This is a genomic window from Selenomonas ruminantium subsp. ruminantium ATCC 12561 (genome assembly GCF_000424065.1).
Taxonomy (GTDB): Bacteria; Bacillota; Negativicutes; order Selenomonadales; family Selenomonadaceae; genus Selenomonas_A; species Selenomonas_A ruminantium.
Genome location: NZ_AUJE01000021.1, coordinates 36,864 through 60,395, shown reverse-complemented (window position 1 = coordinate 60,395; position 23,532 = coordinate 36,864). Strand labels below are relative to the sequence as shown.

Here is a 23,532-nt window from a genome sequence, read left to right as displayed (position 1 = left end):
CGAACGAAAGGACATATTATGGAACTGGATATCCGCGTACTTAAATACTTTCTGGCCGTTGCCAATGCCGGCAACATCACCCAGGCAGCCAAAGACCTCCACATCACCCAGCCAACATTATCCCGGCAGATTATGGATTTGGAACGAAACCTTGGCTGTGAATTGTTTATCCGCAAGCACAAACAACTGACCCTGTCGGACAGCGGCTTTTTGTTCCAGCAACGGGCAAAGGAAATCGCCCAGCTCGCCGACAAAGCCTGCCGCGAAATTTCCGAGCAGCAGGGACAGCTGGGCGGAACCATATCCATCGCCTGTGTGGAAAGCATTGCCTCCACCCTGCTGCCCCAAATCATGGCCGACTTCAGCAAAGAATATCCTGCCGTCAAATATGAACTTTACAGCGCAGACGGTAACGATATCCGCGAAAAAATCGACCGTGGCAGCATTGATTTGGGCATTCTGCTCGAACCTATAGAAGTTGCAAAATATAATTTCCTGCGTCTGCCTTGCTATGAAAAATGGGGCATTGTTATACCTGAGGATTCCCCTCTTGCCGCCAAAACAGCAATCACCACGCAGGACATTCAAGGCCTGCCAATCATCATTCCCCGCCGTACCATCGTCATTGAGGAAATTGCCAAATGGCTGGGCATTGCCGAAGATAAGCTGAACATTGTCGCCTCCCATAATCTCCCCACCAACGGTTTGCTGCTCGTCAAGCAGGGCATTGGCATCCTCATCTGCGTGGAGGGTGCCGTCTCCATCCGCCCCATGACGGGAATCTGCTTCCGCCCCTTCCAGCCGGAACGCATCACCGGACATGTACTGGCCTGGAAAAAGAACCATGCATTCTCAGCTGCCACCGCCAAATTCCTGGATTTCGTACAAATCAAATACGATTATTTAGCGGGAAGTCAAAGCCGGTAAGCTTGATATCATCTTTTTCAGGAGCTAAATCCAGCCAGCCATTGCTGACCGCACGCTGATACCAGCTATCAGCACGCCGATAATCACGGAAATTGAATAATATTGCATCGCTGTACATCAGATGGAGCACATATTGAGCTTCAGGATTGTTATTATCAGCAGCGACAAACAGGTGCCTGATATACGGATAGCGTTCTTCCAGCAAGGCAATCTCATCATCCTGAAAATCAGGGGATTGGTAACGCAACAGCATGATGGTATTGATTTTTAGCTTGAGATTCAAATAGTATAAAGGCGCATTGGCAACTTCCTCTGCGGGGAGGGAGAGCATTTGCTGCAAGGTCATTTCCTCCCAGAGAGCGTATTGGGTTACAGCGTTAATATGCAGCGGCTGGTTCAGGGGACTCCGGCAGTCCTCTTTGGGGCTGCTGTATTTTTCCTCAATTCGATTGTGCTGCATCCACGCCAGCATAGCGACTCTGGTTTTGGCGGTCAGTATATGGTCATTATAAGTATTTATGATGCTTGATTCCAGTATATTGCCACTTAATACCAGCAGCGCAACATAACGGCCATTGCGTTCGACAGCAAAAAGAATTTTGTCCGTCAGCTCTTTTTGCGTGTACCAACGCCCTTCCATATGACGACTGATGTTTTGAAACATGTTCATATATCTAATTTGTCGAAAGTTATAGCCGTTGACGTTACATTCCCATTGTTTTCTGTCTAATGCTGGTGTAGTGATGGGAATGTAATATCCTGCCTCTGCCCGTATAGCCTGCTCGTCATCAATTGGAGGAGTATTTTTCTTTTTTACAGTTTTTCGTACTGGCATATTAGGGAAAATATGCTTTTGTATTGCTTCGGGGACATTAGCTTTTGGCGAGGCCAGCATGCAGCTTTTATCAATGAACATGATGTTCGGAACAAGTAAAAAACCCGTTGCTCCCCAAGATGTGGAATCATGCCGTTTTTGCCAGCTAAGCAAAATATGTACATTTTCCTGAGTGATATGGTAAGCACCATGTTCAGTCTCCGTTACCGTATAACGAACAGGAGTTACGATTGAATCCTCCCCGTAATGCCAAGAGGTCTGATAAATATTCTTTTCTACCTCAGCTAACAACCCGGTTAATTGGCAGCCTGCGCCCGTTATCAGACCATCTTCTGTAAATTCACCGATTTCCTCGTAATCCCGATGCCGCGGACACCATACACTAACCGTTTCTTTACCAATGAACTGATGACGATATCTCACAAGGATAATAATTGGTACGGCAGCAATATTGTCATCGATTAGATGCGCGTGCGTAATGATCTTCCAGGTGTTCCGGGGGTAATTATAGCCAAAAACGGTTTTGCCCATGTGTATCACCTCCGTTCTCAGACCATATGCCAGTTGGTTATTTCTTTTCTCAAGGTTTGTTGTATAACCTCATATTCTTTTTTCTGGCTGGACGATAAGTTTTCTTCATCGTCCATTTCCAGCATAGGCTGCTCAAGCAGAGAGCGCATATCTTCGCGGGACAGGAAGGATAGCTGCAAGCGCATAATCGCATTATAGGAATCCCCCGCCTGCAAGGAGAATATGCCTGCCATAATTTGTTTTTGCAAGGACAACTGACGATGCTGCTGGTCTTTCAGGTACAGGGGAAGGAAGAACAGGCAAAACAGGCCCATGAGACAAAAGGCACTGACCAAAACCATAAGCACCACCGGAACAATCACAGCGATGTTTTCCCCGCTATATGTTCGCAGATACAGGGAAAGTGTCCCTGCAAGCAGAGCGATAAGACCACTGCTAAGCAGGCATAGCCCCAAGTGCTTCAGGCAGGTAATTTTAGCAGTCAGATGATAAGCTAAGGTCTTATTGATGTTCTCCATCACTTCGCGGATATAGTCAGGGTCATAGCCATCCATTACCATATCTTTCCCCAGGTGGAAAAAAGGATTACGGTAATTTTTATCGTGCGGATTTTCTTCCAAAGCCAAAATCCCCTGATTGCGAGCGATAAAGGCCAGTTCTACAAATAGACGGGTCAGAAATAATGATTCACGTTCCACCTCTGCCCCCTGCCAAAAAGAAGATACCGTCATATTATGCTTAACGGTCGTAAAAAGCCCCGTACTGGCGCAACAGAATAGACAGCCAGCAAATAATGATAAAGAATCCAGTGGTGAGTCCGAATATACTAATCTCAATTCACCATTGATAAACAATAGCAATCCAATCAGCAAATAAAATAAAGAAAAGTGCGTGTTGTTCGTCATTGTAATTCGCTCCCTTCCTGTTCCGATGACAATGGCAGAAGTTGGACATCTTCGGACAGATACGCATAATCTGTAGAAAAATACGGACCATAATTCTTATATAGCCCTGTAGCTTTGAGCCAATGCAATACCGCTATTCGCAGACCAGCAGTTAAAAGAGTATGTTCGTAGATACCGCCACTGTTGTTGCAATAAATCTTAAATATGCCCTGTAAGGTTAAGCAGCCTCCAATTTCGCCGTTTTTGTAAATGCCCAGCCGGACAACACCATCGCCATCTAACAATGGTGATTTCGGATTACCACAGGAGGTAATTGCTCGCTGCATGCGTGTAAATTCATCACTATTGCTTATCAAGCGGAATTCAAAACCATCTACCATACCCTCGCAAGCCTTTATTTCTGGGGGATAATGGAACGTACAGCGTTGTACCTTTTCTGTGTCAATAACGGCCAGCAGCTCAGCATATAATTCTTCCGTCAATGGTGAAGATATGATTTTCCTTCTCCATGGAATGGGAATGATGTGGAAATTATAGAATAGCACTGCAGCAAATTTGTTGAATATATCCCCATCTGTCATTTGCTGCGCCAATAAACGTTGAGCAAGTTTAATCTCACCAATCTCCTGTCGCAATAACTGGCAGAAAAAAATGTAGGGAAAACTTTGGCGATAGAAATAATTATTTTGCTGCAACATATGGCTGATGCCCATGTCATCCGTGAACCAACTTTGGTGGAAGATATGACTAAACAAGCAATGATAGGTGTAGATCCCCCAATCGCACAACCCTTCATAGATGGGTTTGTCATTCCATTTGTTCAGCTTCAAAAATGGTTCGATAAGTTTTGGCTCCTTGATTCCTAAGGATTCCAGAACCCTGGTCATGATGATGGCGTAAGGGTGATTATTGTATGCTTCACGCAAGGCAGTTGTTGGCTCGATGGAAAATTGCTCACAGAGCAGCGGAAAAGTATCAAAACCTCCCGGTTGAAAAATTTCTTGATGTTGTCTACCTTTGTCAAAAAAATTCTGGACATACCAGAGATTGATATCATGCGGGTATCGCAGAGCGGCATCTATCAGTGTTCGTCCATCATTGAAATAACCGTTTTGTATGCTGGCCGGAAGAACAAACGAATAACCGTATCGTTTCTCAGCTTCTTCCTGTAAAAAATCCACGGCTGCCCTGGCCACACATTGGGGAATATTGCGGCAGTTTTTCTCAGGTACGGCTAATGTCTGCGTCAAGCTCAGGGATAATGTATTTACCCGATAATCCACTACCTTTAATATGTAGGATTTTCGTTGGTTGTGTGGCTCACGGGCATATGGGGCGATAAAACGTCCACGGTCTACGGCAATGAAAACCACTTCATTATGACAAGCCACCCGCCAGCGAAGATTTATCCAGCCGCGTTCAGATGGCCGGGATGTAGAATATTGTCCACATTGTGGTGGCAACAATTCTGGTAATGATTCAATGGGGTCGTTGATTAGATGATTGGCAAATGTTTCTTGCCAATCTTTTTTATTCCAATCAACAATGAAAGCTCTTGGCAGCATAGTAACCTCCCCTTTTTACCGCACGACAATAAGGTTAGACTGTTTTGTTTGTTACCTACAGTCTAACCGCAAGGAAGAATATGGGGGGATATAATTTTCGTGTTCAGTCAAATTTGACCGAACAGAGCGATTTGCGCAACTATGGAAGCACTCTACCGGTTATACTAAAGATAACACGAAAGAGATTTGACAGTGCTTGAGCAGCCAAAGGCTGTCACCTGTTAAATCAGAGCTGAATAGAGGAATGGAGGAATATTTCCATGATTTATTATCAAGCCTCTCTCGCCTATACGCTGTGCACAAAGTCCGTTTTAAGCAAGGTCGGTGATGGTACAGACCCTGACCTCGTTAGGGATTGGGCTGAGAATATCAGCAAAATCAGTGCCTTGGCAGGGTTGCAGACAATTACAGACCCCCTTAGCGTATTCGTATATGATGCCAATGCAAAATATATGAAAATAGCCTTAGTATCCCGCAAGACCTGCCAGCTGCAGGCGGCAGAACTGCTTGATTTTATCGAATCCCACATCAAGCTTATAAGAGGACAATTTGGCCTAAAATCACTGCAGATTGAGAAACTGCAAGAAATATCACAAGCCGAATTTGTTCATTTAACAGAGCGTGGTGCATACGCTGATTTCATCAATACCAGATATGGCCGAAATATCCTGCAATGTCTGGATATAACCGACCATACCCGTAATAATAACGGTTGTTACTACCAGTATCGGGAAGAAATCTGCCGCCAGACACCGTTATCCCACCGCAGCTGTCTGACGAAATTAAAATGTATGCTGGCCGATGATTCTTTGCGGGAGGAAATTGAGCGTATTTACGACAAGAATAACAAGACAGGCTTCTGGGGCCATCCCGTACACTATCACATTCATGCAGCCAGCCTGCCATCGGCAAATTCTATGATGGAACTTTTGCTGCAGGCGTTGTATAAAAACGGCAGACTAAGCAGTTTCCGCAAAAATATTATTGACCATGTAACCAAGCGTTGTTTCAACGATACGGCGTTAACGAATATCTTCGAAAGTGCCAATGGCGGTGTGGTTGTCTTATTCCTGAATGGAGAGTCGGAAGACAGCGGCCAATATGCTAATGCCCATCATGCTGTTGTCGATTATTTTGAACGGCTGATTCGTCAGCACCACCAAAACACCTTATTTATGCTTATTGATATTGGCCAGCAGGCAACGCTGTCCAAAAATGTCATTGAGCAGTTGGCGGGCACAGTAGATTTCATTGATATCCGCGAAGGCCTGGGGACGATAGAGGATTCGATGCTGTTTGCCAAAACCTTACAGGCGGAGCATAAATTTCCCGCATGGAATGCCAAAGATTTTCGCAAACTGTTGACCAAAGACCTTTACCGAATGTCAGAGGTACATGATATCTACAACAATTATTGCAAGTCAATGCTCTCGGACCAAATCTATCAATCCTACAGAACGGCAGAGGTTATAAAAGTAGAGTCAGACATTCGCAGCCGCAGTTCTGCCTATGAAAACCTGAATCGCTTGATTGGCTTGGACAACATAAAAACCTTGGTCAACAGCATCATTGCCTTTTCCAAAATGCAAAGCCAACGCAAGAAAGTCGGACTCCCCGCCGGGGGAAACGCCCCCCATATGGCCTTCCTGGGAAATCCGGGTTCAGCCAAGACAACCGTGGCAAGACTGCTGGCTCGTATCCTGAGTGATGAACAAATACTGCAAGGTGACATCTTCGTGGAATGTGGCAGACAGGACTTAGTGGGTAAATATGTTGGCTGGACGGCCAAACAGGTTGAGGCAAAATTCAAGGAGGCCAAAGGCGGCATCTTATTCATCGATGAAGCCTATGCCCTGACCGATGGCCGTGATGGCAGTTTCGGCGATGAAGCCATCAACACCATTGTCCAGCAGATGGAAAACCATCGTGACGACACCATTGTCATCTTTGCTGGCTATCCGGACAAGATGATTAAGTTCCTCAAGAGAAATGAAGGCCTCCGCAGCCGAATTGGTTTCCAACTGACCTTTGAGGACTATACCCCCAACCAGTTAGATGAAATCATGCAGAAAATGGCCGAGGACAAGTGCTATGAACTGGATGAAGATGCCAAAGCCGCTTGTCATGAGGTATTCTGCAACGCTGTAAGAATGAAGGATTTTGGCAACGGCCGCTATGTGCGCAACTTGCTGCAGAAAGCCATCATGAATCAGGCCAACCGTATCTATGCCGAAGCGGCTAATGGCGAAGCCGGTAAAGAAGACCTGATGCTGCTGCGTGCCGAAGACTTCCGTGATATTCAAGAAACATTCTGGGAATATGACCATTCCACCCCCATAGGCTTTTCCGTATAAATATATGCCTGCGGGATATTGCCGCCAATGCGCAATATCCCGCAAGCATAAACAAGAGTAATCTCTCTCAATTTATTTCATTTTCCCAGACAACTTCATGATAAACATCTGGTAATAATCGGTTCATACGGTCAAACACACTCTGCGCATCCAACTTGGTAATGTCAACCTGCTCTAATTCAGTGCGGCATTGTAAGACCACATCAGCGTTATCCATGGAATTTACGGCCTTTACCATAAAATCCCTTACAGCTGCTGGATTTTCCTGCGCTGCAGACTGTCTTGCCTGGAACAGATAACCATAATAAGCGCAGCTATCCTGCTTTTGTGGTTTTACCATGGATTCTGCTATCGCATCAGCTTCTGCTGTTCTTCCCAGCGCACACAAAGTAAGCAGTTTGTGATAGACCAAATTGCCGCGAAGTGTCCATTGATAACGAACCTTTCTGGAATTCGCCATTTCTATGGCCCTCTCAATATGGGCAAGAGACAATTCATATTCGCCAAGCTTACGTTCTAAACTGCTAAGGTCACGCAATGCCCAGGCCATTAAATCAACATATTCATCTTCAGACACATCTTGAGGAAAATCTGCAAAGGGTACCGCTACGGCTTCACGGAAAAGTAAAACCGCCTCTTGCGGATAATCCAAACCAAAACTGGTCAACAGCCGCGCCAATGTGACCATTGCATTCCAGTCGCCATAATGGCCATATAACTCTTTGGGTGGGGTTAACGTGCCTTGTTCTTCCACCAGTTTTACCAGCTCTTGATATTTTTCTTCCGTCATAATCGTATCCTCCCCAAAAACTAACCTGACCTCTAAAATCATATTAACACGAATATACCGATATGCGGCAGGAAATTGGAATCATCTGTCAAATATGACACATCAAAGCTAACGTACTGCAAAACCACAGGAGGTATGAACATGGAAAAACAAATAAAAGGAAAATCCTATGTGCTGTTTTTACTTTTACTCGATGCCCTAAAGCATACCAATCTCGAACATACCCGGACTAAAGATGAGCTTATTCAGGATGTGGCCTCTGCATGGCAGGAACACTTTCCTGATGAACCGCCAGCCCAGCTAAGTAAATCAAGCGTAGGGCGATATATAGATGCATTGAATACCAGCGGCTTCTACCACATTGCTACCAGCAAAAACAAAAAAGAGGGCTATTATTGTGACAAATTCGATTTTGAAGCTGCCGAATTTTCCCTCATTGCGCAGGCGCTCTATCGTTCTGTCACCATTTCCACTACTGAAACGAATGCCATAATAAAGAAATTCCTGCACCGTACAGACAGCCTTGGGGAAGATTATCTGGACATCATGATAAAGCAAATGGAACGCAGAGCTCCCCGCCGTAAACCTACAAGACACACTCTCCCCATTATCCGTGCCATCTTGGATGCCATTTGGAAGCAGAAAAAGCTTAAATTCACCTACTATACGCATCAAGACCGTGATATGGCAAATATGCAAAAACGTCTGGACTCTGCAACCGGAAAAACCAAGAAGTATGTTGTTTCCCCCTACTACCTCGTCTGGAACATGGATGAATGCTACCTCATTGCCCATTGTGCGGCACATGACACGAAAAAGGACAAACATCACCTAAGCCATTTCAAGGTGTCCCTGATTGCAGACCAGTTTCAACTGACCTATGACGCCGCCCTCTCCATCAGTGAGATGGAGGAATATAAGCGGTATTCTCTCAAACGAACGATTCCTGAATACAAAGCCGTAAATGAGTACAAGAAAAAAGCGTCAACCGAGGAAGAAAAGCAACTTATCAGTAACCGTTCTGCGTTGGTAACGTTCTCTTTGGACCGCTATATGCGGGAAAATATCTTTATGTTCCATAATGACACAGCCCCGATAGATATGCGCTTTTTCTTTCGCGAGAGTTTCCAAGGGCAGTTTTTGGCACAATTCAATTTGGACAGCAACATGCTGCATGTTTATCCCACTAACCGGACCTTCCCTGACGGCGAAACTGCGCTTAATGCCTATGTTACCGTGCAGGAAAATGAAGGGTTATATAAATGGCTTATGCTGCAGGGGGATAATGTAATTGTCGTAGAACCGGCCTCTGTTCGAGCCGAACTGAAAAAAAGGATGCAAACTGCCTTGAATACAATCATCGATTATGAGCAGCACCCCCTTGAACCTGTTGACCCCGAAAAATTGAAAGCAGATAAACAGAAAGAGCGAACAGTAGAAATGTTCGACGATATGCTGAGGATACCGAGCTAAAAACGGAGGTGTTTATAATGGCAGTTGACTTGTCAAAAACCAGATACTGTGAAGCCCTGCAATGCCCCAAACGCGTCTGGCTAAGAAAATACAAACCAGACGAATATGATGAATCCTACGACAATGAAGCCATTTTAAAACAGGGCAGCGAGGTCGGCGATTTGGCTATGGGGCTGTTTGGCGCTTTCCATGAGATTGTCCGTGATGATGACCGTGACAAGATGGCACAGGATACGCAGATAGAGATGAAGAAAGGCACCTCGGTAATCACAGAGGCCTCCTTCTTCGTTGACAAACTGTTTTGCAGCGTAGACATTCTGCGTAATTTGGGCGCGGGAAATGTAGAAATCTATGAGGTCAAGAGCAGTACCAAAGTAAAGCCTATCTATAAGCATGATGCCGCCTTCCAATATTATGTGCTGACCAAAGCAGGGCTGAATGTCCAGAAAGCCTGCCTGGTCATTATAGACAATCAATATGTGCGCAGCGATGAATTGGATATCCAGCAGCTATTCAAGATTGTTGACCTGACCGATGAAATCCGTGATTTACAACGTGATACCGTCAAAAACCTTGCCGATATCGCCGCTTACATGTATACTGCCGGTGATAATGAACCGACCCGAAACATGGGAAAGCAATGCTTCGGGTCAGATGCAAAAGACAGCCTGCATCCATACGATTGCCCATTCTTCCCCTACTGTTCACGAGGTCTGCCCAAACCGAACATATTTGACATTCGTGGAATGAACATACCTGCCAAAGTAAAATTCTATAACGACGGAATTTATTCCTTTGAGGATGTATTGCCCCATATCAAGAAGGAGGATTATAAACAACAAGTCGACCACGAGCTGCATGAAACAGAGCCGTATATTGATAAAAATGCCATTCGTAGCTTTTTGACTCAAATCCAATATCCCTTATATTTCTTAGACTTTGAAACCATCAATCCCGCCATTCCCCAATATAAAGGCACAAGGCCATATCAAAGACAGGTTTTCCAATATTCGCTGCATATATTGGAGTCAGCTGGCGGCAAGTTAATCCATAAGGAGTATCTAGGGGACCCACGCAAAGACTCCCGCGAGGAAATCGCCCAACGATTATGTCAGGATATTCCTGCAGGAGCATGTATTGTCGCCTACAATGCATCTGTGGAAAGGAGCTGCATTCAAGACTTAGCCAATGAATATCCGCAGCTGCGTACACAGCTATTAGCACGGTTGACGCATTTTGTCGATATGATGGCTCCCTTCAGGGATAGATTATACTACAGCAAAGTTTTAAAAGGCAGCTATAGTATCAAGGATGTATTGCCCGCCCTCTTTCCCAATGACAAGGAGTTAGATTATCACGCGCTTGCCGGTGTACATAATGGCGGCGAAGCTCCTATGGTTTATTTGGAGACAGCCAAAGACGATTGCACCGATGCAGCCATCAAACGCCAGCAAATGCTGAAATACTGCGAACTTGACACCTTAGCAATGGTCAAGATATTTGAGAAACTACAAGCATTCACTTCTTGATATCCATCCCCAGCCAATCTGCGATATCCTTACGCTGTTCGATTTTATCTCCCAAGGCTGCCAATGCCACAGGATAGTCCTTGCGGCGTACATCATCAAGAATCAGCAATTTCAGCTTCAGAGTAGCCCGCGAACTGCCCACATACAGCAGATTGCGGGTTATTTCCTGTGTAAGTTCGGATGTTTTCACATCCAGAATGAGCACGGCTTTTGCCTCCACCCCCTTGAAACGGCGCACCGTGGTAAACCATACTTTCCCCAGTTCCGGCTTGTTGGAAATCTGCCAGTCGCCGATTGCCGCAAAATTCGTGAGCATACTGCTCTTGAGCATATGGGTGGTGAGAATAACCATATCCGTAAGGGAGAATCCCTCTCCAAAGCTTTGATTGATAAAGGATTTCACAGCAGCAACGATATCCTCCTGATTCGTGCAAAATTGCACTATTGGTTTATCTCCATGATTTTCATTGACATAGCCTTGGGTCTTGATTTCCCCGATATTACTGAGCGACTTGCTGATTTCTGCAGTGTTGCGGCAGTTACGATACAACACGAGACGACAATCCATGTTCTGGTCAATCCATACGCTGGCATTTGGCTTTAACGTGCCATCCGGCATCTTGCGGGTGATGACCGACTGCTTCCGGTCATAGAATACATATAGGATGCCACCACGAGCTAAAACCAACTGATGAATATGCGCCAAGAGATCACTGGGGAAATCCTGTGCTTCATCAATGATGACATTCTTGTATGGCCAGCTTTCATCCGCGAATTCCTCGGCAAAATACGCTTCAAAGCGGTTAATAATCTTGTCAAAAGGAATCCTCTTCTCCGGCATCAGCTCCTCGGCCAGTGTACGCTCATTATGCAGCGCAATATGCTGATTCAGTTCCATTTCCTTGAGCCGCTCCCAAAGAAACTCATTGAAACAAAGGAGCAATACATCCTCCTCATCATTCGCCAGCATCTTCGCTTTCTCCACAGCCAAAATGGTCTTGCCAGTGCCCGCCGGTCCATATATAGCCGCGATACGTTGCTCCTGCAGGAAATGCAGCAAGGCATATTGTTGATTGGTCAGGCGAACGGACGTGCTTTCACAGCTCACACCGGATGTTTTGACCGTCTCTGCTGCCCGTACCACTGGCTGCAAAATGCCGACACAGCGCGTGATGTCTTCATCGGACAACACACTGGGATATTTGCGGGCTGCAGTAGTATCATACCAAAATTCGAATACATTTCTGATGGCATCTTCCGGCCAGCTAAGGGCATCCGCGTCCAAGATAATCTCTGGCGGTGCTTCCAGCGGATAGTTATGGACTTGTGACTTGTCAAAATTCGTAAACCACACAGCATGAAATACCCAGGGCGCAAAGCGCATATGTTTGTTGAATTCATCCAATATTCTATACTTGCTGCTGACCGCCTGCCTAAATGGTTCGATTTCATTTTTCTCGTGGGTATCACGCGTTGTGCTATACCAACGCCCTCCCTCATAGCTGATAATGCCATCTTTCACCTCAATGACCAGAACACCATATTTCGGGTCAAAGATAATGAAGTCAGCCTCACCATCAGCCTGTGAGCGATTGCCATCCCCTACCCAGCGATAAGAATGAAACACCACATAGCGGTCATCCAGCGTCTTTAGGGCATTATAGACCTGTTCTTCGCCTTCACTACCATTAAAATTACCGGGATTTTCAGGGTAAAATCTTGCCATATTACGCTCCTCATTATATTTTACACTAAGTAATACTCTTTAACACATCTTCTTTCCATGATATCAATTTTAACTGTTTAATTACTTCATTTTTTTTATTCTCGCTAATATTCCATCCTTTTTTTAGAATATATAACTTTATATTAGACTTATAAATAGAATAATAATTATCTAATACATCATTATCACTAATATAATCTTTAAGGAAATCATCATTTTTCGGATTGGCTATTCTATATTTTTTTAACAAATTTTTTATATCATCAATGTTACGCATAATACCTTTAAATTTTTCTATTTCCTTTCTAACAATATGCAAAATTGAAATATCTCTTATATTTTCATATTCCCCCTTTTTATCGCCCGGTTTTCTATATAAAGTATCTAATCCGTTGTCACGAATAAGTTTATCTATAAATTCCCTATCGGGCTTATTGACCCTTATATAATGTGCTATTAAATCCCTTTTAGCTAATGCACATTTTTTATTCAAAATAGACAACTTTTGATTAATTTCATCAATATCCTCTTGAATTTCATCAATCCACTTTTTATTCGTTTTTGGATTAATCACCCCTTCAATTTGGAACTCATGTACTTTATTCTCATTAGTGAATTTTTCCATCCTTTCTTTATTTTCCGAAGGTAATTCCATACATTTCCAATCATTCCCTCCCTTCTTGCTATTACAATCACTACAACAAGGAAGAATATTATTCGGCTCATTTATACATCCAGTAGGCTTCTTCTCCCCAATTAAAGGATTTATATGATCAACCGTGTTAGCTTTTTTTCCACAATAAACGCAATTCCTTATATCACCAAAGTAGTCTTCAATCTTTTTTAAATCCTTATCTTGAAATTCAATCCATGGCATTAAATTTTTATAAACTGTTCTAACAATAGTTGAACTCCTTCCTTTTATCGTCTCGCCTTTTCCACGTTTATATTTTTTTGTAAATTCTTCGAATGCTTGTTTCTCGTATACTTTTTTCATTTTTCTCTCCTCCTAAAGCTAAGACAAACTAAGTGCAACACTTTGGAAAAATGAATCTCATATAGCATATAGTGTTTTATAATCAAAATATACCGTATCAGCTTCCCATTCAAGCAGCCGATGCCGCACATGTTCTAAGATGTTGCCATTATCCAATCGTTTGTGAGGTCTGCAAGCAACACGCCGCTTCTGGTATTGTTGCTGTGCAGTTACAGGTATATACGCTCACCTTTGGAAGTATTTCTGCGAAGTTCACGGGAGATTTTCTCTTTGTTTCTCCCTAGTTTTGCAGCTATGGAATAACCCTTGACTCTAAGAAGTAGTAATCCCTCAATATCCATTTATAAGTTTCTTAAATAATCTTAAAATTCTAATATATAGTAATTCGACATCATTTTTACAATTCCTGCTTATCATGCAATCAAATATTCCCTAAATTGATTGAGATAATACATATTAATATAAGAAAACAAGGCTCCTGTGATAGAATGTTAGGAGCCTTGTTTGTATTCAATTATCACTTAATCACTTACTATCTTTGGATATATAATATTTCTTCGAAAGCAACTCACACATAACCACTTGCCCATCCGGATAATTGGGATTTATAACTGCACCACTGGCTTCTAGCAGATGGGCATCTACAATCTGCCGCTCACTGCCCAAATCTCCCTCATCCAGATTCCATGCGCGGGAAACGAAATGGATTTTTGTTTTACCGAGAGACAATTGGAAGCTATCCTTCAAATCCAGACAATGCAGGAAATACATCCAATCCTCATATAATTCTTTACAATCTTTTTGTGCCCAAATTGCCTCATCTACCCAGTAACCATCCTTATCTTCCATCCATAGCGACTTCATTTCTTCGTCGCCTTTTTCCTCTGCCAGGTACATGAGTCCTTCATTCTCACCGGGCAGGAAGACCATGTTTTTTTCTGTTTGATGCTCCATGACCCAGCGCATCATATCCACATTACCGTCACCGCTGCCGATATAATCGCCAAGAAACACGGCCAAATCGCGCTCTGGCTGGAAGTCTATTTTCTCCCAAACGTTAATAAATTTTACAAAATCACCTTTTACCGGCCCAATTACAAAAATGCGATTATACTCCATCCCCTTACCTCCATCTTCACTTACACCATCTATTATTAGTATAAGCCAATGAAGGCAGAAAATATTGCTTATTTTCCCTGTCCGGTCAAATTTGACCGAACAAATCTGTGCGGCTTAAATGTATTATTTTCCGCCCTTTCGCCACGGGCATACGCCATCCTTACAGCCATCATCACTTTGCTGGTAATTGCTGTTATCGGACGTATCACTCTCCGCCGCCATGACCGGAACAGCTGCAGCCATAAGCAGCATGGTCAGCAGCCAAACACAGATTTTCTGTTTCATCTTCAATCCTCCCCACTATTCGCTTCAATGTGTATCTGCAGCAGTCTTAGTTGCCGGATTTTTCATCCCTAAATGCAGTGCTTTTTGCGGACAAGCCTCAACACATTGACCGCACATAATGCACTCCGGGGAATGTGGCTGCGCTGCCGGGTCGATATCCATGGGACAAGCCTTTTGGCAGCGACCACAGGACACACAGCTTTTTTCATCAAAATGCAGCCTGCAGATACTGACGGCATTCAGCAGGCCGTAAATTGCTCCCAACGGACAAAGCATTTTGCAAAAGAAGCGGCGGATAAACAGGCAGCCGATGAGCACCGCAGCCAATATCACGGCCTTTAAGGCAAACAAGCCACCGACAGCCTGCCGATACTCCGCATGCGTCAGCAGCAATGGCACAGCGGCCTCCAACGTACCTGCCGGGCAAATGTACTCGCAAAAGGCCGGCGCTCCCGCACCGCTTGCCATGAGGAGCAGCACCGGCAATAACAGGACAAAGATGACCAGCAGCAGGTATTTCACATAGCGCAACGGCGGAAACAGGCGTCTTTTCGGCACCGGCAATTTACTCAGCAAGTCCTGCAAAAAGCCAAAGGGACAAAGAAAGCCACAGGCCAACCTTCCCCAAAGCACGCCGAGCAGCAGCAAAAAGCCACCGACATAAAAACTGAATCCATAACCGGCCGTTCCTCCGACTGCCTGCAACGCCCCCAAAGGGCAGGACAAAGTGGCTGCCGGACAGGAATAACAATTCAGCCCCGGTGCGCACAAATTTTTGGCACTGCCCTTGTAGAGCCTGCCGGAAGTAAAATTCAGCAATTCCTGATTGGTAAGCATAGTCGCGAGCAGCTGCACAAAACGACGATTAACCGAACGGGTGATATTCATCTGTTCACCCCAATCCTATGCATTCCATACACACGCGCACAGCCTTTTGCAAAATGATTCGGGCCTCACCACGCCACAGTCCCCACAGTATACAGCCGACTGCCAAAGCCAGCAGCAGGCTGCGGATTTTGCCAAGTCTGGTCACTTGAGATACCTCTTAACCTGCTCTTTGTACTTCGCTACATCGGCACCTACAACCTTTTCGCCAATGATGTTGCCGTCTGCATCCACAAAGATGGTCGTGGGCACGGCATCTACACCTTCCAGATACTTTAACAATTTATCATCCGGCAGAATATTTACAAAGCCGGCATTGGCATCTTTTAAGATTTTCACAGCAGCCGCCGTGATTTCTTTATCGTCAGGGCCACTGGCATCACATACAAGGCCGATAATCTGCACATCCTGTGGCATTTCCCTGGCCCATTTTTCCAATTCCGGCATTTCTCCAATGCAGGGCGGGCAGAAAGTTCCCCAGATATTTACAACCGTTATTTTTTTGCCCTTGAAAATATCCTGCGTAACGGTATTGCCTGCTACATCTACCGTTTGAAAGGCCGGGAACTTATTGCTGTCTGCCGTTTCCTGCGTTATTTTTCCATCTTCAGCCGAACAGCCTGTGGCCAGAAAAATCGTCGAAAATGCGACCATCGACATCAATAGAATTTTTAACCACCTGTGCATAACAAATCCTCCTCTTGCTAGCATAATAAACTCTACCAATCTCCGCCATCATAAGAATCACTGCCCCAGTCAGAACCGCTGTCATAGCTGTCCGCATCATAGTCGTAACTATCATAGCTATCCTCACCATAGCTATCGTCTTCATAACTGTCATCATCATAGCTGTCATAATCCACATAATCCAGCTCACTGCTGTCATCATCATCCTGATAATCCAGCCCATCACCATCATAATCCGTATCGTAGTCCTCGTTTTCCCAATCATCATGATCATAAAGCTCATTATAGGTATTATAGTTGTTGATTGTCTCATGAGCTTCTGCCTTATGGTCGCCGCTCAGCATATGCCCCAAAACCGCACCAGCCACCATGCCGCCCGCCACATTGCGCAGGGTATGATTCTGACTGTTGCTGTTATGATTATGTTCCTGTACACGGGCTGCTGGCTGCGTCGCATAATTTGCCGTTTTTCCAGCGCTGACCGCGTTGTCTCTGCCCTCCTGCCGGATTACGTTCTCCTGGCCGCCTGCATAATGCTGCCTGTTCTCATTACTACTCCCTCGCCGGCCAAACAACACCCAGCCCAAAAACACACCTGCGCCCAGCAATGCAATAGTTCCCATATTGATGCCCCCTATAGAAGATATACTTTTATAAGATTTCTCCTTCCCGCCCCCATATTCCTGCAACCAATCACAGCAATTATCACAGCGATGCACGCACTAAGCCAGCCCCACGGATGCAGATACTTTTACCACTCAACAACGCATTAAGCCCGTGGAACTGGTGATGTTTTCCGCAGCTTTTGACAAGCTTGTCTATGGCGAAGGAAAATATTACCAGTTTCACGGGCGCCTTAGCACTACGATGTAATGTACGCACAAAAGCCCGGTGGCTGATAATGCTTTTCCGCTGCGTTTGGCAAGCCTGCCTAAGCAAAGGAAAAGTATTATCAGCCACCGGGCGTCTTTTCCTATAGATGTTATGTATAATAATAAGCCAAAGCCCGAGGGTGCCGGTGGTGTTTTCCGCAGCGTTTGACAAGCTTGTCTAAGCGAAGGAAAATACTACCGACACCCTCGGGCGCCTTAGCATATCGATGTCAACTCAAACATGTGCATCGAATGCTTACATATAATCGGCAGAAGTCTTCTTCTTCTGCTGTTTGAACATACCAAGCTTCGCGGCAATCCATTCCATGGCTACAAAGAACACCGGAATCAGGAAGATACCGAGAGCCGTTGCAAAGAGCATACCACCGACAACGGCCACGCCCATACCATTACGGGCAGCCGCACCTGCACCACTGGCCACAGCCAGCGGCAAACAGCCGATGATGAATGCAAAGGACGTCATGAGGATAGGACGCAGACGCAGGCCGGCGGCTTCAATAGCGGCCTTGACCGGCTCCATGCCCCTGTCCACACGGACCTTGGCGAACTCTACAATCAGAATAGCGTTCTTGGCAGCCAGACCGATAATCATGATGATACCAATCTGCATGTAAACGCTGTTCTGCAGACCTGCATTCTGAATGCCGAACATCCCTTCCAGCATGGACAGCCCATACTCGGAGATAAGAGCACCCATAATACCGGTCGGCACCGTCAGCAATACAGCGAACGGAACACTCCAGCTTTCATAGAGCGCTGCCAGGCACAGGAATACGAATACGAGTGCCAGGGCCAGCACCTGGAAGGTGGAGCTGGTTGCCTTGGCTTCCTCACGGCTCTGGCCAGACCATTCAATGTTGAAGCCGTTGGGCGCATTCTGCTCAACCACTTCTTTGATGGCTGCCATGGCCTGACCGGAGGAATAACCTTCCCCGGCGTTACCCTGAATGTTGATAGCGCGGGCACCGTTGAAACGGGAAATCGACGTCGGGCCGGAACTTACACGCGGTTTTAAGAGCGTATCGAGCGGCACCATCGTTTTGTTGTCCGATTCCACATACACAAACTTCATGCCTTCGGCCTCGCTGCGGTAGCTGACATCCGACTGCAGCATAACCTTGTAGGTACGGCCGAACTGGTTGAAGTCATTGACCTGAGCGCCACCGAAGTTCACCTGCATAGCCGTGAACACATCGGACATTTTAACGCCCAACTGCTTGACCTTTTCACGGTCAATGTCGTATTCATAGGTCGGCGCCGTCATCTTAAAGGTCGTACGTACACCTTTAAGTTCCGGACGCTGGTTGGCTGCGGCCACGATTTTGCCGGTGATGTCAGCCAATTCCTCATCGGTATGACCGGACATATCCTGCAGCTGCAGACTCCAGCCGCCTACGGCACCCAGACCAGGCAGAGCCGGCGGATTCATGGCGATAACCGTAGCTTCCGGAGCAACTTTTGCGCCGATGCCGAACATAGCCCCAACAGCTGCCCCAACGGATTCATCACCGCCAGGACGCTGTGACCAGTCCTTCATGCCCAAAACGACCAGACCAGCACTCGGCTTGGCACCGCCGCCTAAGATATCAAAGCCCGTGATGGCCATGACATTTTCTACACCCTTAACGTCTTTGGCTGCCGTAGCCACCTTATCAATGGTCTGCTGGGTAACATTCATGGAGGTACCTTCCGGCAGCTGTACTACAGCAAAGAGATACCCCTGGTCTTCGTCCGGAACGAAGGTGGACGGAAGTACCTTGTAAAGTGCACCGGAAATGATGCACACAATGACCATAAAGAGAATCGCAAGACGGGTGCGGCGGATAAACTTGGCCACCACGCCCATATAACCGCGCTTCGTGCGTTCAAACCAGTTGTTGAACTTCACAAAGAACTGACCGAGAACACCTTCATCATCCTTGGCTTCATGGCGCTTCAAAATCATGGCGCAGAGAGCCGGAGTCAGGGTCAGTGCCACAAAGGCGGAGAGTGCCATGGACACCGCAATGGTCAAAGCGAACTGACGGTAAAGGATACCCGTCATGCCGCCCAAGAAGGCAACCGGTACGAACACGGCGGCCAGAACGAAGGCGATAGCCACAACCGGGCCCTGCACTTCTGCCATAGCGCGCTCGGTGGCATCAACCGGCGTTAAGCCTTCTTCCATGTGCTTTTCGACGTTTTCGATAACAACGATAGCATCATCGACGACGAGGCCGATAGCCAATACCATGGCGAAAAGCGTCAGCGTGTTAATGGAGAAGCCCAGCACCACGAACGCCGCGAGTGTACCGATAAGGGATACTGGCACAGCCAAGAGCGGAATCAGCGTTGCACGCCAGCTCTGAAGGAATATGAAGATAACCAATACGACCAGCAGGAGGGCTTCGACGAAAGTTTCCACCACTTCCTTGATGGACGCGTTAATGTAGTTCGTGGAGTCGAAAATCTGTGCCATCTCAAGTTTCGGCGGCAGGGTCGGTTTGGCCTTTTCGAGCACTTCGCGCACACCTGCTACCGTCTGCATGGCGTTGGCATCACTGGTCAGATTGATACCGAACCCCACAGAAGGATAACCGTTAAATTTGGAGATGATGGAGCTCGATTTTTCACCAGTTTCTATCCGGGCTACATCTTTCAGACGTACAAATTTACCCTCGTCAGAGCGCAGGACAATATTGCCGAATTCTTCCGGCGTTACCAGACGGCCGGAAATCTTACCCGTGTACTGCTTTTCCTGACCGTTGTTTACCGGCATAGCGCCGACCGTACCGGCAGGAGCCTGCACGTTCTGTTCCTTGATGGCCGAGGTCACATCCGCTACGGTCAGCTTGAGCTCTGCCAGCTTGTCCGGATTCAGCCAGACGCGCATAGCGTAGTCGGAACCGAAAATCTGCACATCGCCGACGCCGGATACACGCTTGAGTTCATCCAAAAGATAAATATCGGCGTAGTTTTTCATATAGGCACGGTCATAGGTGCCATCCGGAGAATAAAGGGACAGCATGTACGCCATGTCGTTGGAAGATTTCTTCGTGGTAACACCGACCTGCTGTACATCAGACGGCAGGCTGGCATTGGCAATGGCGACATTGTTCTGCACCTTTACGGAGTCCATATCGCCATCCGTTCCCGTCTCAAAGACCACAGACAGGCTGTAACGACCCGTGTCGTCCGAGTTGGAACTCATATAGTCCATACCCTGAGTACCATTGACCTGTTGCTCGATTACCTGAGCCACCGTATCGTTGATAACGGAAGCGCTGGCACCGGTATAACTGGTACTAACGGAAACCGTCGGCGGCGAAATCTGCGGATACTGGGCAATTGGCAGCTGGAAGGCGGCCAAAATACCGACAATCACGATGATAATCGAGATAACAATGGCAAATATCGGGCGGTGAATAAAAAACTTAGACAAATCGCCGCCTCCTTATTTCGTTGAAGAACCTGCTACTTTATTGGAGTCGAACTTGCTCGTATCCGTAATCAGCGAGAAGCCCATATCATCAGCCGTTACCATCGTAACGTTGAGAGGCACTCCTTCCTGCAGGTTGGACAAGCCTTCTACCACAATCACATCAGCCGTGGTAAGACCGTCTTTGATGATATAGTAGCTGCCGACCTTGTTGCCCAAGGTTACCGGGCGAGCTTCGGACTTGCCATCGCCATTTACGACCATGACAAAGGACTTACCCAAAAGCTGCTGAACTGCACGCTGCGGCACGAGAATGGCATTGGGAATCGTCTGACCGGACAGACGCACGCGGGCAAACATGCCCGGCATCAGCATGCCGTTCGGATTTTCAAAAAGCGCCTTGAAGGTCAACGTACCCGTGCTGTCGGAAAGGGCTCTGTCCTGTTCGACAATTTCACCTTCGAGCGGATATTCCGTGCCATCGGTCAGGGTGATGTTCACAATCGGTTTTACCTGATTGCCGCCCTGCATAATGGCATTCATATAGGTAATATAGTCCGTTTCCGACACATTGAACTTCGCATACACGGGATTGGCGGAACCAATGGTTACAAGCGCCGTCGTACCCGCAGAAGCAAATGTTCCTACAGCCACATCATCAACGGCCAGCTGACCGCTCATCGGTGCATAAATCGTGGTGTCGGCCAAATCCTGCTGCGCTTTTATGAGCTGGGCGTGAGCAGCGTCTGCAGCGGCCTGATAAGCGTTCACCGTGGACAGCTGATTGTCGTACGTCTGGCGGGAAATGGCATTGGATGCCACGAGCTGTTCATAACGGCCCAAATCATTCTGTGCATTGCTCAGCGTTGCCTGTGCCTGCGCAAAGTTAGCCTGCGCCTGCCATACAGCCGACTTATACTGACGGTCATCAATGCGGTAAAGCGGCTGATTTGCCTCTACCCACTGACCGCCCTGCACGTATTTTTCGACCACGTTGCCGGACACTTTGGACTGGACTTTTACTTCGTCCTTGCCAATAATCTGGCCGGCAAACTCACTGATCAGCGGCGTATCCTGCTGGATAACCTGCATGGCTTTGACCTGCGCGCCCTGCATCTGAGCCTGCTGCTGCTTGTTGCCACAGCCTGCCACCACAAAGCTTGTCGAAATAGCCAAAGACAGGCCAATCAGCAATGCTTTAGTCTTCTTGTTTTTGGACAAAAACAATTTATGAACCTCCTTTTTTAGCCTAAACACAAAGAAAAGAGCGCACTGCTCCCCTCCCATGCTTATGACCACAATTCATTTCTTATCCCCTAAGGAATAGTAAATAAATGTTTACTATTTGTGTTATCTATAGTATATTATATTCAGATAAAAGTCAAGGAATAAAGGAGTCATATCATGGAAGCCCAAGTATCACCTAGTTTATCCCAGCAATTTGTGGAAATCATGGTGCTCTTGCATAATAATTTCGGCAGGCAGACGCAGGTTCCCCTGCCCCTCAATCAGTTCGGTGTATTGTGTGTTCTCATGGATACGCAGGGTTTTGCCATCACGGATATCAGCCGCCAGCTCAATATCTCCAAACAGCAGATGACCAACATCATCGACAAGCTATTAAGTGCGGGCTATGTCAGCAAGGAACCTGACCCCAAAGACCGCCGCCGGCTGGTCATCACCATCAGCCTCAAGGGCAAAAAACTGCTCGAAGACCATATGGAACAATTCCGGCAGCGCTTTGAAAATCATGCCCAAAATTTAACGATTAATGAGCGGCAGGAACTGGCCAGTATTTTGCGCAGATATTACGAACTGATCAACAAGATGTTTTTGTAAAAACGAATGAAAAAGGACGGCTTGATGTATGAACCATCAGGCCGTCCTTTATTTATTGTCTTATCTGTTTTCCTAAATCATCAAAGAAGGATTTGCTGATACGACCAAAAATGCCCTGCTGGCCATGATGGGAATCATCACGGAGCCGCAGCTCGTCGCGGGCCATTACCCGCTTATTGGTCTTGGAATCAAATACCTCGAAACGCAGGCGGACAGTAGATGTATAGATGGTTCTGGCCGGATGATGAACCGGAACGGTATAGCTATAGTCTTCCTCCACCTTGGACCCATTGGGCAGTTTTTTCGTCCGCTTGGCATGTCTGGTCTCCCATGATGTATATGCTTCTTTGATGTAGGAATCATCATGCCACTTCAAAAGCTCCGCCTTGATATAGACATCTGCTGCTTCGTTGGGATTGTCCGGCGAGAGCACCGCTGCTTTATCCGGACGGATAACCTTATACTTGGGCCGCATGGCATTTTTCAGGTAATCCTCCCGCAATACCTGCTCCAACAGGTCGTTATCCATCTCTGCCGTATCGGTGAGCACCACATCATAAATCAGGGCCTTTTGAATCTTGTGAAAATCGTAGTCTTTATCCACCCAGTTGGTTTTCTCTGCACTAGCTGATAATGCAGGCAAGAGCAGAAGGCACAGACAAATAACCACTTTTTGCCATTCCGGCAGCTGTTTTAATATGCGCATATCCAACCCCCCTAAAAATGCACTTGACCATTATGCAATATTTCCACAAGCTGACTGAATATTCCTGC

General features: G+C 46.3%; 20 protein-coding genes. 5 read left to right on the top strand and 15 right to left on the bottom strand.

Features of this window, described 5'->3' with window-relative positions:
• Positions 1 to 18 precede the first annotated feature (18 nt).
• The gene (locus G598_RS0109575) at positions 19 to 927 is read left to right on the top strand and encodes a LysR family transcriptional regulator (RefSeq protein WP_051180154.1); all 909 of its coding nucleotides are present in this window, start codon (positions 19 to 21) and stop codon (positions 925 to 927) included.
• Here G598_RS0109575 and G598_RS0109570 read toward each other — a convergent pair.
• The 3 genes from G598_RS0109570 to G598_RS0109560 all read right to left on the bottom strand — a co-directional run bounded on the left by G598_RS0109570 (position 890) and on the right by G598_RS0109560 (position 4,763).
• Positions 890 to 2,293 (bottom strand): sel1 repeat family protein, encoded by a 1,404-nt coding sequence (locus tag G598_RS0109570; RefSeq protein ID WP_026766780.1) that lies wholly within the window; start codon positions 2,291 to 2,293, stop codon positions 890 to 892. The two genes, G598_RS0109575 and G598_RS0109570, sit on opposite strands and share 38 nt — an antisense overlap.
• Before the next feature lie 17 nt (positions 2,294 to 2,310).
• On the bottom strand, positions 2,311 to 2,991 hold the full coding sequence (locus G598_RS0109565) for a MotA/TolQ/ExbB proton channel family protein (protein ID WP_169534985.1): 681 nt from the start codon (positions 2,989 to 2,991) through the stop codon (positions 2,311 to 2,313).
• 203 nt (positions 2,992 to 3,194) lie between these two features.
• Positions 3,195 to 4,763, bottom strand: a complete 1,569-nt coding sequence (locus tag G598_RS0109560; RefSeq protein ID WP_026766778.1) for a hypothetical protein — start codon at positions 4,761 to 4,763, stop codon at positions 3,195 to 3,197.
• Positions 4,764 to 5,023: 260 nt separating this feature from the next.
• Here G598_RS0109560 and G598_RS18650 point away from each other — a divergent pair, with 260 nt between their 5' ends.
• The gene (locus G598_RS18650) at positions 5,024 to 7,117 is read left to right on the top strand and encodes an AAA family ATPase (protein ID WP_051180153.1); all 2,094 of its coding nucleotides are present in this window, start codon (positions 5,024 to 5,026) and stop codon (positions 7,115 to 7,117) included.
• Positions 7,118 to 7,184: 67 nt separating this feature from the next.
• Here the strand turns inward: G598_RS18650 and G598_RS0109550 are convergent, their stop codons facing one another.
• Positions 7,185 to 7,907: a hypothetical protein gene (locus G598_RS0109550; protein ID WP_026766777.1), complete on the bottom strand. Its 723-nt coding sequence runs from the start codon at positions 7,905 to 7,907 to the stop codon at positions 7,185 to 7,187.
• Between the two features lie 141 nt (positions 7,908 to 8,048).
• On the opposite strand from G598_RS0109550, the gene G598_RS0109545 reads away from it, so the two are divergent.
• Both G598_RS0109545 and G598_RS0109540 read left to right on the top strand, forming a co-directional pair.
• On the top strand, positions 8,049 to 9,380 hold the full coding sequence (locus tag G598_RS0109545; protein ID WP_026766776.1) for a helix-turn-helix transcriptional regulator: 1,332 nt from the start codon (positions 8,049 to 8,051) through the stop codon (positions 9,378 to 9,380).
• A gap of 17 nt (positions 9,381 to 9,397) precedes the next feature.
• Positions 9,398 to 10,909, top strand: coding sequence for a DUF2779 domain-containing protein (locus G598_RS0109540; protein WP_037363802.1), 1,512 nt, complete (start codon positions 9,398 to 9,400; stop codon positions 10,907 to 10,909).
• Here G598_RS0109540 and G598_RS0109535 read toward each other — a convergent pair.
• The 10 genes from G598_RS0109535 to G598_RS17595 all read right to left on the bottom strand — a co-directional run bounded on the left by G598_RS0109535 (position 10,899) and on the right by G598_RS17595 (position 22,140).
• Positions 10,899 to 12,635 (bottom strand): NERD domain-containing protein, encoded by a 1,737-nt coding sequence (locus G598_RS0109535; RefSeq protein WP_026766774.1) that lies wholly within the window; start codon positions 12,633 to 12,635, stop codon positions 10,899 to 10,901. The two genes, G598_RS0109540 and G598_RS0109535, sit on opposite strands and share 11 nt — an antisense overlap.
• Before the next feature lie 25 nt (positions 12,636 to 12,660).
• Positions 12,661 to 13,632, bottom strand: coding sequence for an HNH endonuclease (locus G598_RS18645; protein ID WP_051180151.1), 972 nt, complete (start codon positions 13,630 to 13,632; stop codon positions 12,661 to 12,663).
• 525 nt (positions 13,633 to 14,157) lie between these two features.
• Positions 14,158 to 14,751, bottom strand: a complete 594-nt coding sequence (locus tag G598_RS0109525) for a metallophosphoesterase (protein ID WP_026766773.1) — start codon at positions 14,749 to 14,751, stop codon at positions 14,158 to 14,160.
• 123 nt (positions 14,752 to 14,874) lie between these two features.
• Entirely contained in the window at positions 14,875 to 15,036 is a 162-nt protein-coding gene (locus tag G598_RS19750; protein ID WP_157833311.1) for a hypothetical protein, read from the bottom strand.
• A gap of 24 nt (positions 15,037 to 15,060) precedes the next feature.
• The gene (locus G598_RS17605; RefSeq protein WP_037363800.1) at positions 15,061 to 15,924 is read right to left on the bottom strand and encodes a 4Fe-4S binding protein; all 864 of its coding nucleotides are present in this window, start codon (positions 15,922 to 15,924) and stop codon (positions 15,061 to 15,063) included.
• A gap of 4 nt (positions 15,925 to 15,928) precedes the next feature.
• Complete coding sequence (locus G598_RS19960; protein WP_169534984.1) at positions 15,929 to 16,069, bottom strand: CD1871A family CXXC motif-containing protein; 141 nt, start codon at positions 16,067 to 16,069, stop codon at positions 15,929 to 15,931.
• A complete protein-coding gene (locus G598_RS0109505; protein ID WP_157833310.1) occupies positions 16,066 to 16,608 on the bottom strand; it encodes a TlpA family protein disulfide reductase in 543 nt (180 codons plus the stop codon). Before G598_RS0109505 ends, G598_RS19960 begins: the two co-directional genes overlap by 4 nt.
• A 32-nt stretch (positions 16,609 to 16,640) precedes the next feature.
• Positions 16,641 to 17,231 (bottom strand): hypothetical protein, encoded by a 591-nt coding sequence (locus G598_RS18640; protein ID WP_051180148.1) that lies wholly within the window; start codon positions 17,229 to 17,231, stop codon positions 16,641 to 16,643.
• 505 nt (positions 17,232 to 17,736) lie between these two features.
• Positions 17,737 to 20,922: an efflux RND transporter permease subunit gene (locus tag G598_RS0109495; protein ID WP_026766771.1), complete on the bottom strand. Its 3,186-nt coding sequence runs from the start codon at positions 20,920 to 20,922 to the stop codon at positions 17,737 to 17,739.
• A 12-nt stretch (positions 20,923 to 20,934) separates the two neighbouring features.
• Positions 20,935 to 22,140 carry an efflux RND transporter periplasmic adaptor subunit gene (locus G598_RS17595; RefSeq protein ID WP_080657001.1) on the bottom strand — a complete coding sequence of 402 codons (1,206 nt, stop codon included), beginning with the start codon at positions 22,138 to 22,140 and terminating at the stop codon, positions 20,935 to 20,937.
• Positions 22,141 to 22,323: 183 nt separating this feature from the next.
• On the opposite strand from G598_RS17595, the gene G598_RS17590 reads away from it, so the two are divergent.
• Positions 22,324 to 22,758, top strand: coding sequence for a MarR family winged helix-turn-helix transcriptional regulator (locus tag G598_RS17590; protein ID WP_051180146.1), 435 nt, complete (start codon positions 22,324 to 22,326; stop codon positions 22,756 to 22,758).
• Between the two features lie 52 nt (positions 22,759 to 22,810).
• Here the strand turns inward: G598_RS17590 and G598_RS0109480 are convergent, their stop codons facing one another.
• Positions 22,811 to 23,464, bottom strand: coding sequence for a hypothetical protein (locus G598_RS0109480; RefSeq protein WP_026766770.1), 654 nt, complete (start codon positions 23,462 to 23,464; stop codon positions 22,811 to 22,813).
• Between the last annotated feature and the right edge of the window lie 68 nt (positions 23,465 to 23,532).

What these genes read in the sequence shown, in the direction of transcription:
- G598_RS17605 (WP_037363800.1), bottom strand. Translation starts at nt 15,924, where the DNA reads ATGAATATCACCCGTTCGGTTAATCGTCGTTTTGTGCAGCTGCTCGCG.
- G598_RS18645 (WP_051180151.1), bottom strand. Translation starts at nt 13,632, where the DNA reads ATGAAAAAAGTATACGAGAAACAAGCATTCGAAGAATTTACAAAAAAA.
- G598_RS0109535 (WP_026766774.1), bottom strand. Translation starts at nt 12,635, where the DNA reads ATGGCAAGATTTTACCCTGAAAATCCCGGTAATTTTAATGGTAGTGAA.
- G598_RS0109550 (WP_026766777.1), bottom strand. Translation starts at nt 7,907, where the DNA reads ATGACGGAAGAAAAATATCAAGAGCTGGTAAAACTGGTGGAAGAACAA.
- G598_RS0109525 (WP_026766773.1), bottom strand. Translation starts at nt 14,751, where the DNA reads ATGGAGTATAATCGCATTTTTGTAATTGGGCCGGTAAAAGGTGATTTT.
- G598_RS17590 (WP_051180146.1), top strand. Translation starts at nt 22,324, where the DNA reads ATGGAAGCCCAAGTATCACCTAGTTTATCCCAGCAATTTGTGGAAATC.
- G598_RS18640 (WP_051180148.1), bottom strand. Translation starts at nt 17,231, where the DNA reads ATGGGAACTATTGCATTGCTGGGCGCAGGTGTGTTTTTGGGCTGGGTG.
- G598_RS0109505 (WP_157833310.1), bottom strand. Translation starts at nt 16,608, where the DNA reads ATGCACAGGTGGTTAAAAATTCTATTGATGTCGATGGTCGCATTTTCG.
- G598_RS19750 (WP_157833311.1), bottom strand. Translation starts at nt 15,036, where the DNA reads ATGAAACAGAAAATCTGTGTTTGGCTGCTGACCATGCTGCTTATGGCT.
- G598_RS0109480 (WP_026766770.1), bottom strand. Translation starts at nt 23,464, where the DNA reads ATGCGCATATTAAAACAGCTGCCGGAATGGCAAAAAGTGGTTATTTGT.
- G598_RS0109560 (WP_026766778.1), bottom strand. Translation starts at nt 4,763, where the DNA reads ATGCTGCCAAGAGCTTTCATTGTTGATTGGAATAAAAAAGATTGGCAA.
- G598_RS18650 (WP_051180153.1), top strand. Translation starts at nt 5,024, where the DNA reads ATGATTTATTATCAAGCCTCTCTCGCCTATACGCTGTGCACAAAGTCC.
- G598_RS0109570 (WP_026766780.1), bottom strand. Translation starts at nt 2,293, where the DNA reads ATGGGCAAAACCGTTTTTGGCTATAATTACCCCCGGAACACCTGGAAG.
- G598_RS0109545 (WP_026766776.1), top strand. Translation starts at nt 8,049, where the DNA reads ATGGAAAAACAAATAAAAGGAAAATCCTATGTGCTGTTTTTACTTTTA.
- G598_RS0109575 (WP_051180154.1), top strand. Translation starts at nt 19, where the DNA reads ATGGAACTGGATATCCGCGTACTTAAATACTTTCTGGCCGTTGCCAAT.
- G598_RS0109540 (WP_037363802.1), top strand. Translation starts at nt 9,398, where the DNA reads ATGGCAGTTGACTTGTCAAAAACCAGATACTGTGAAGCCCTGCAATGC.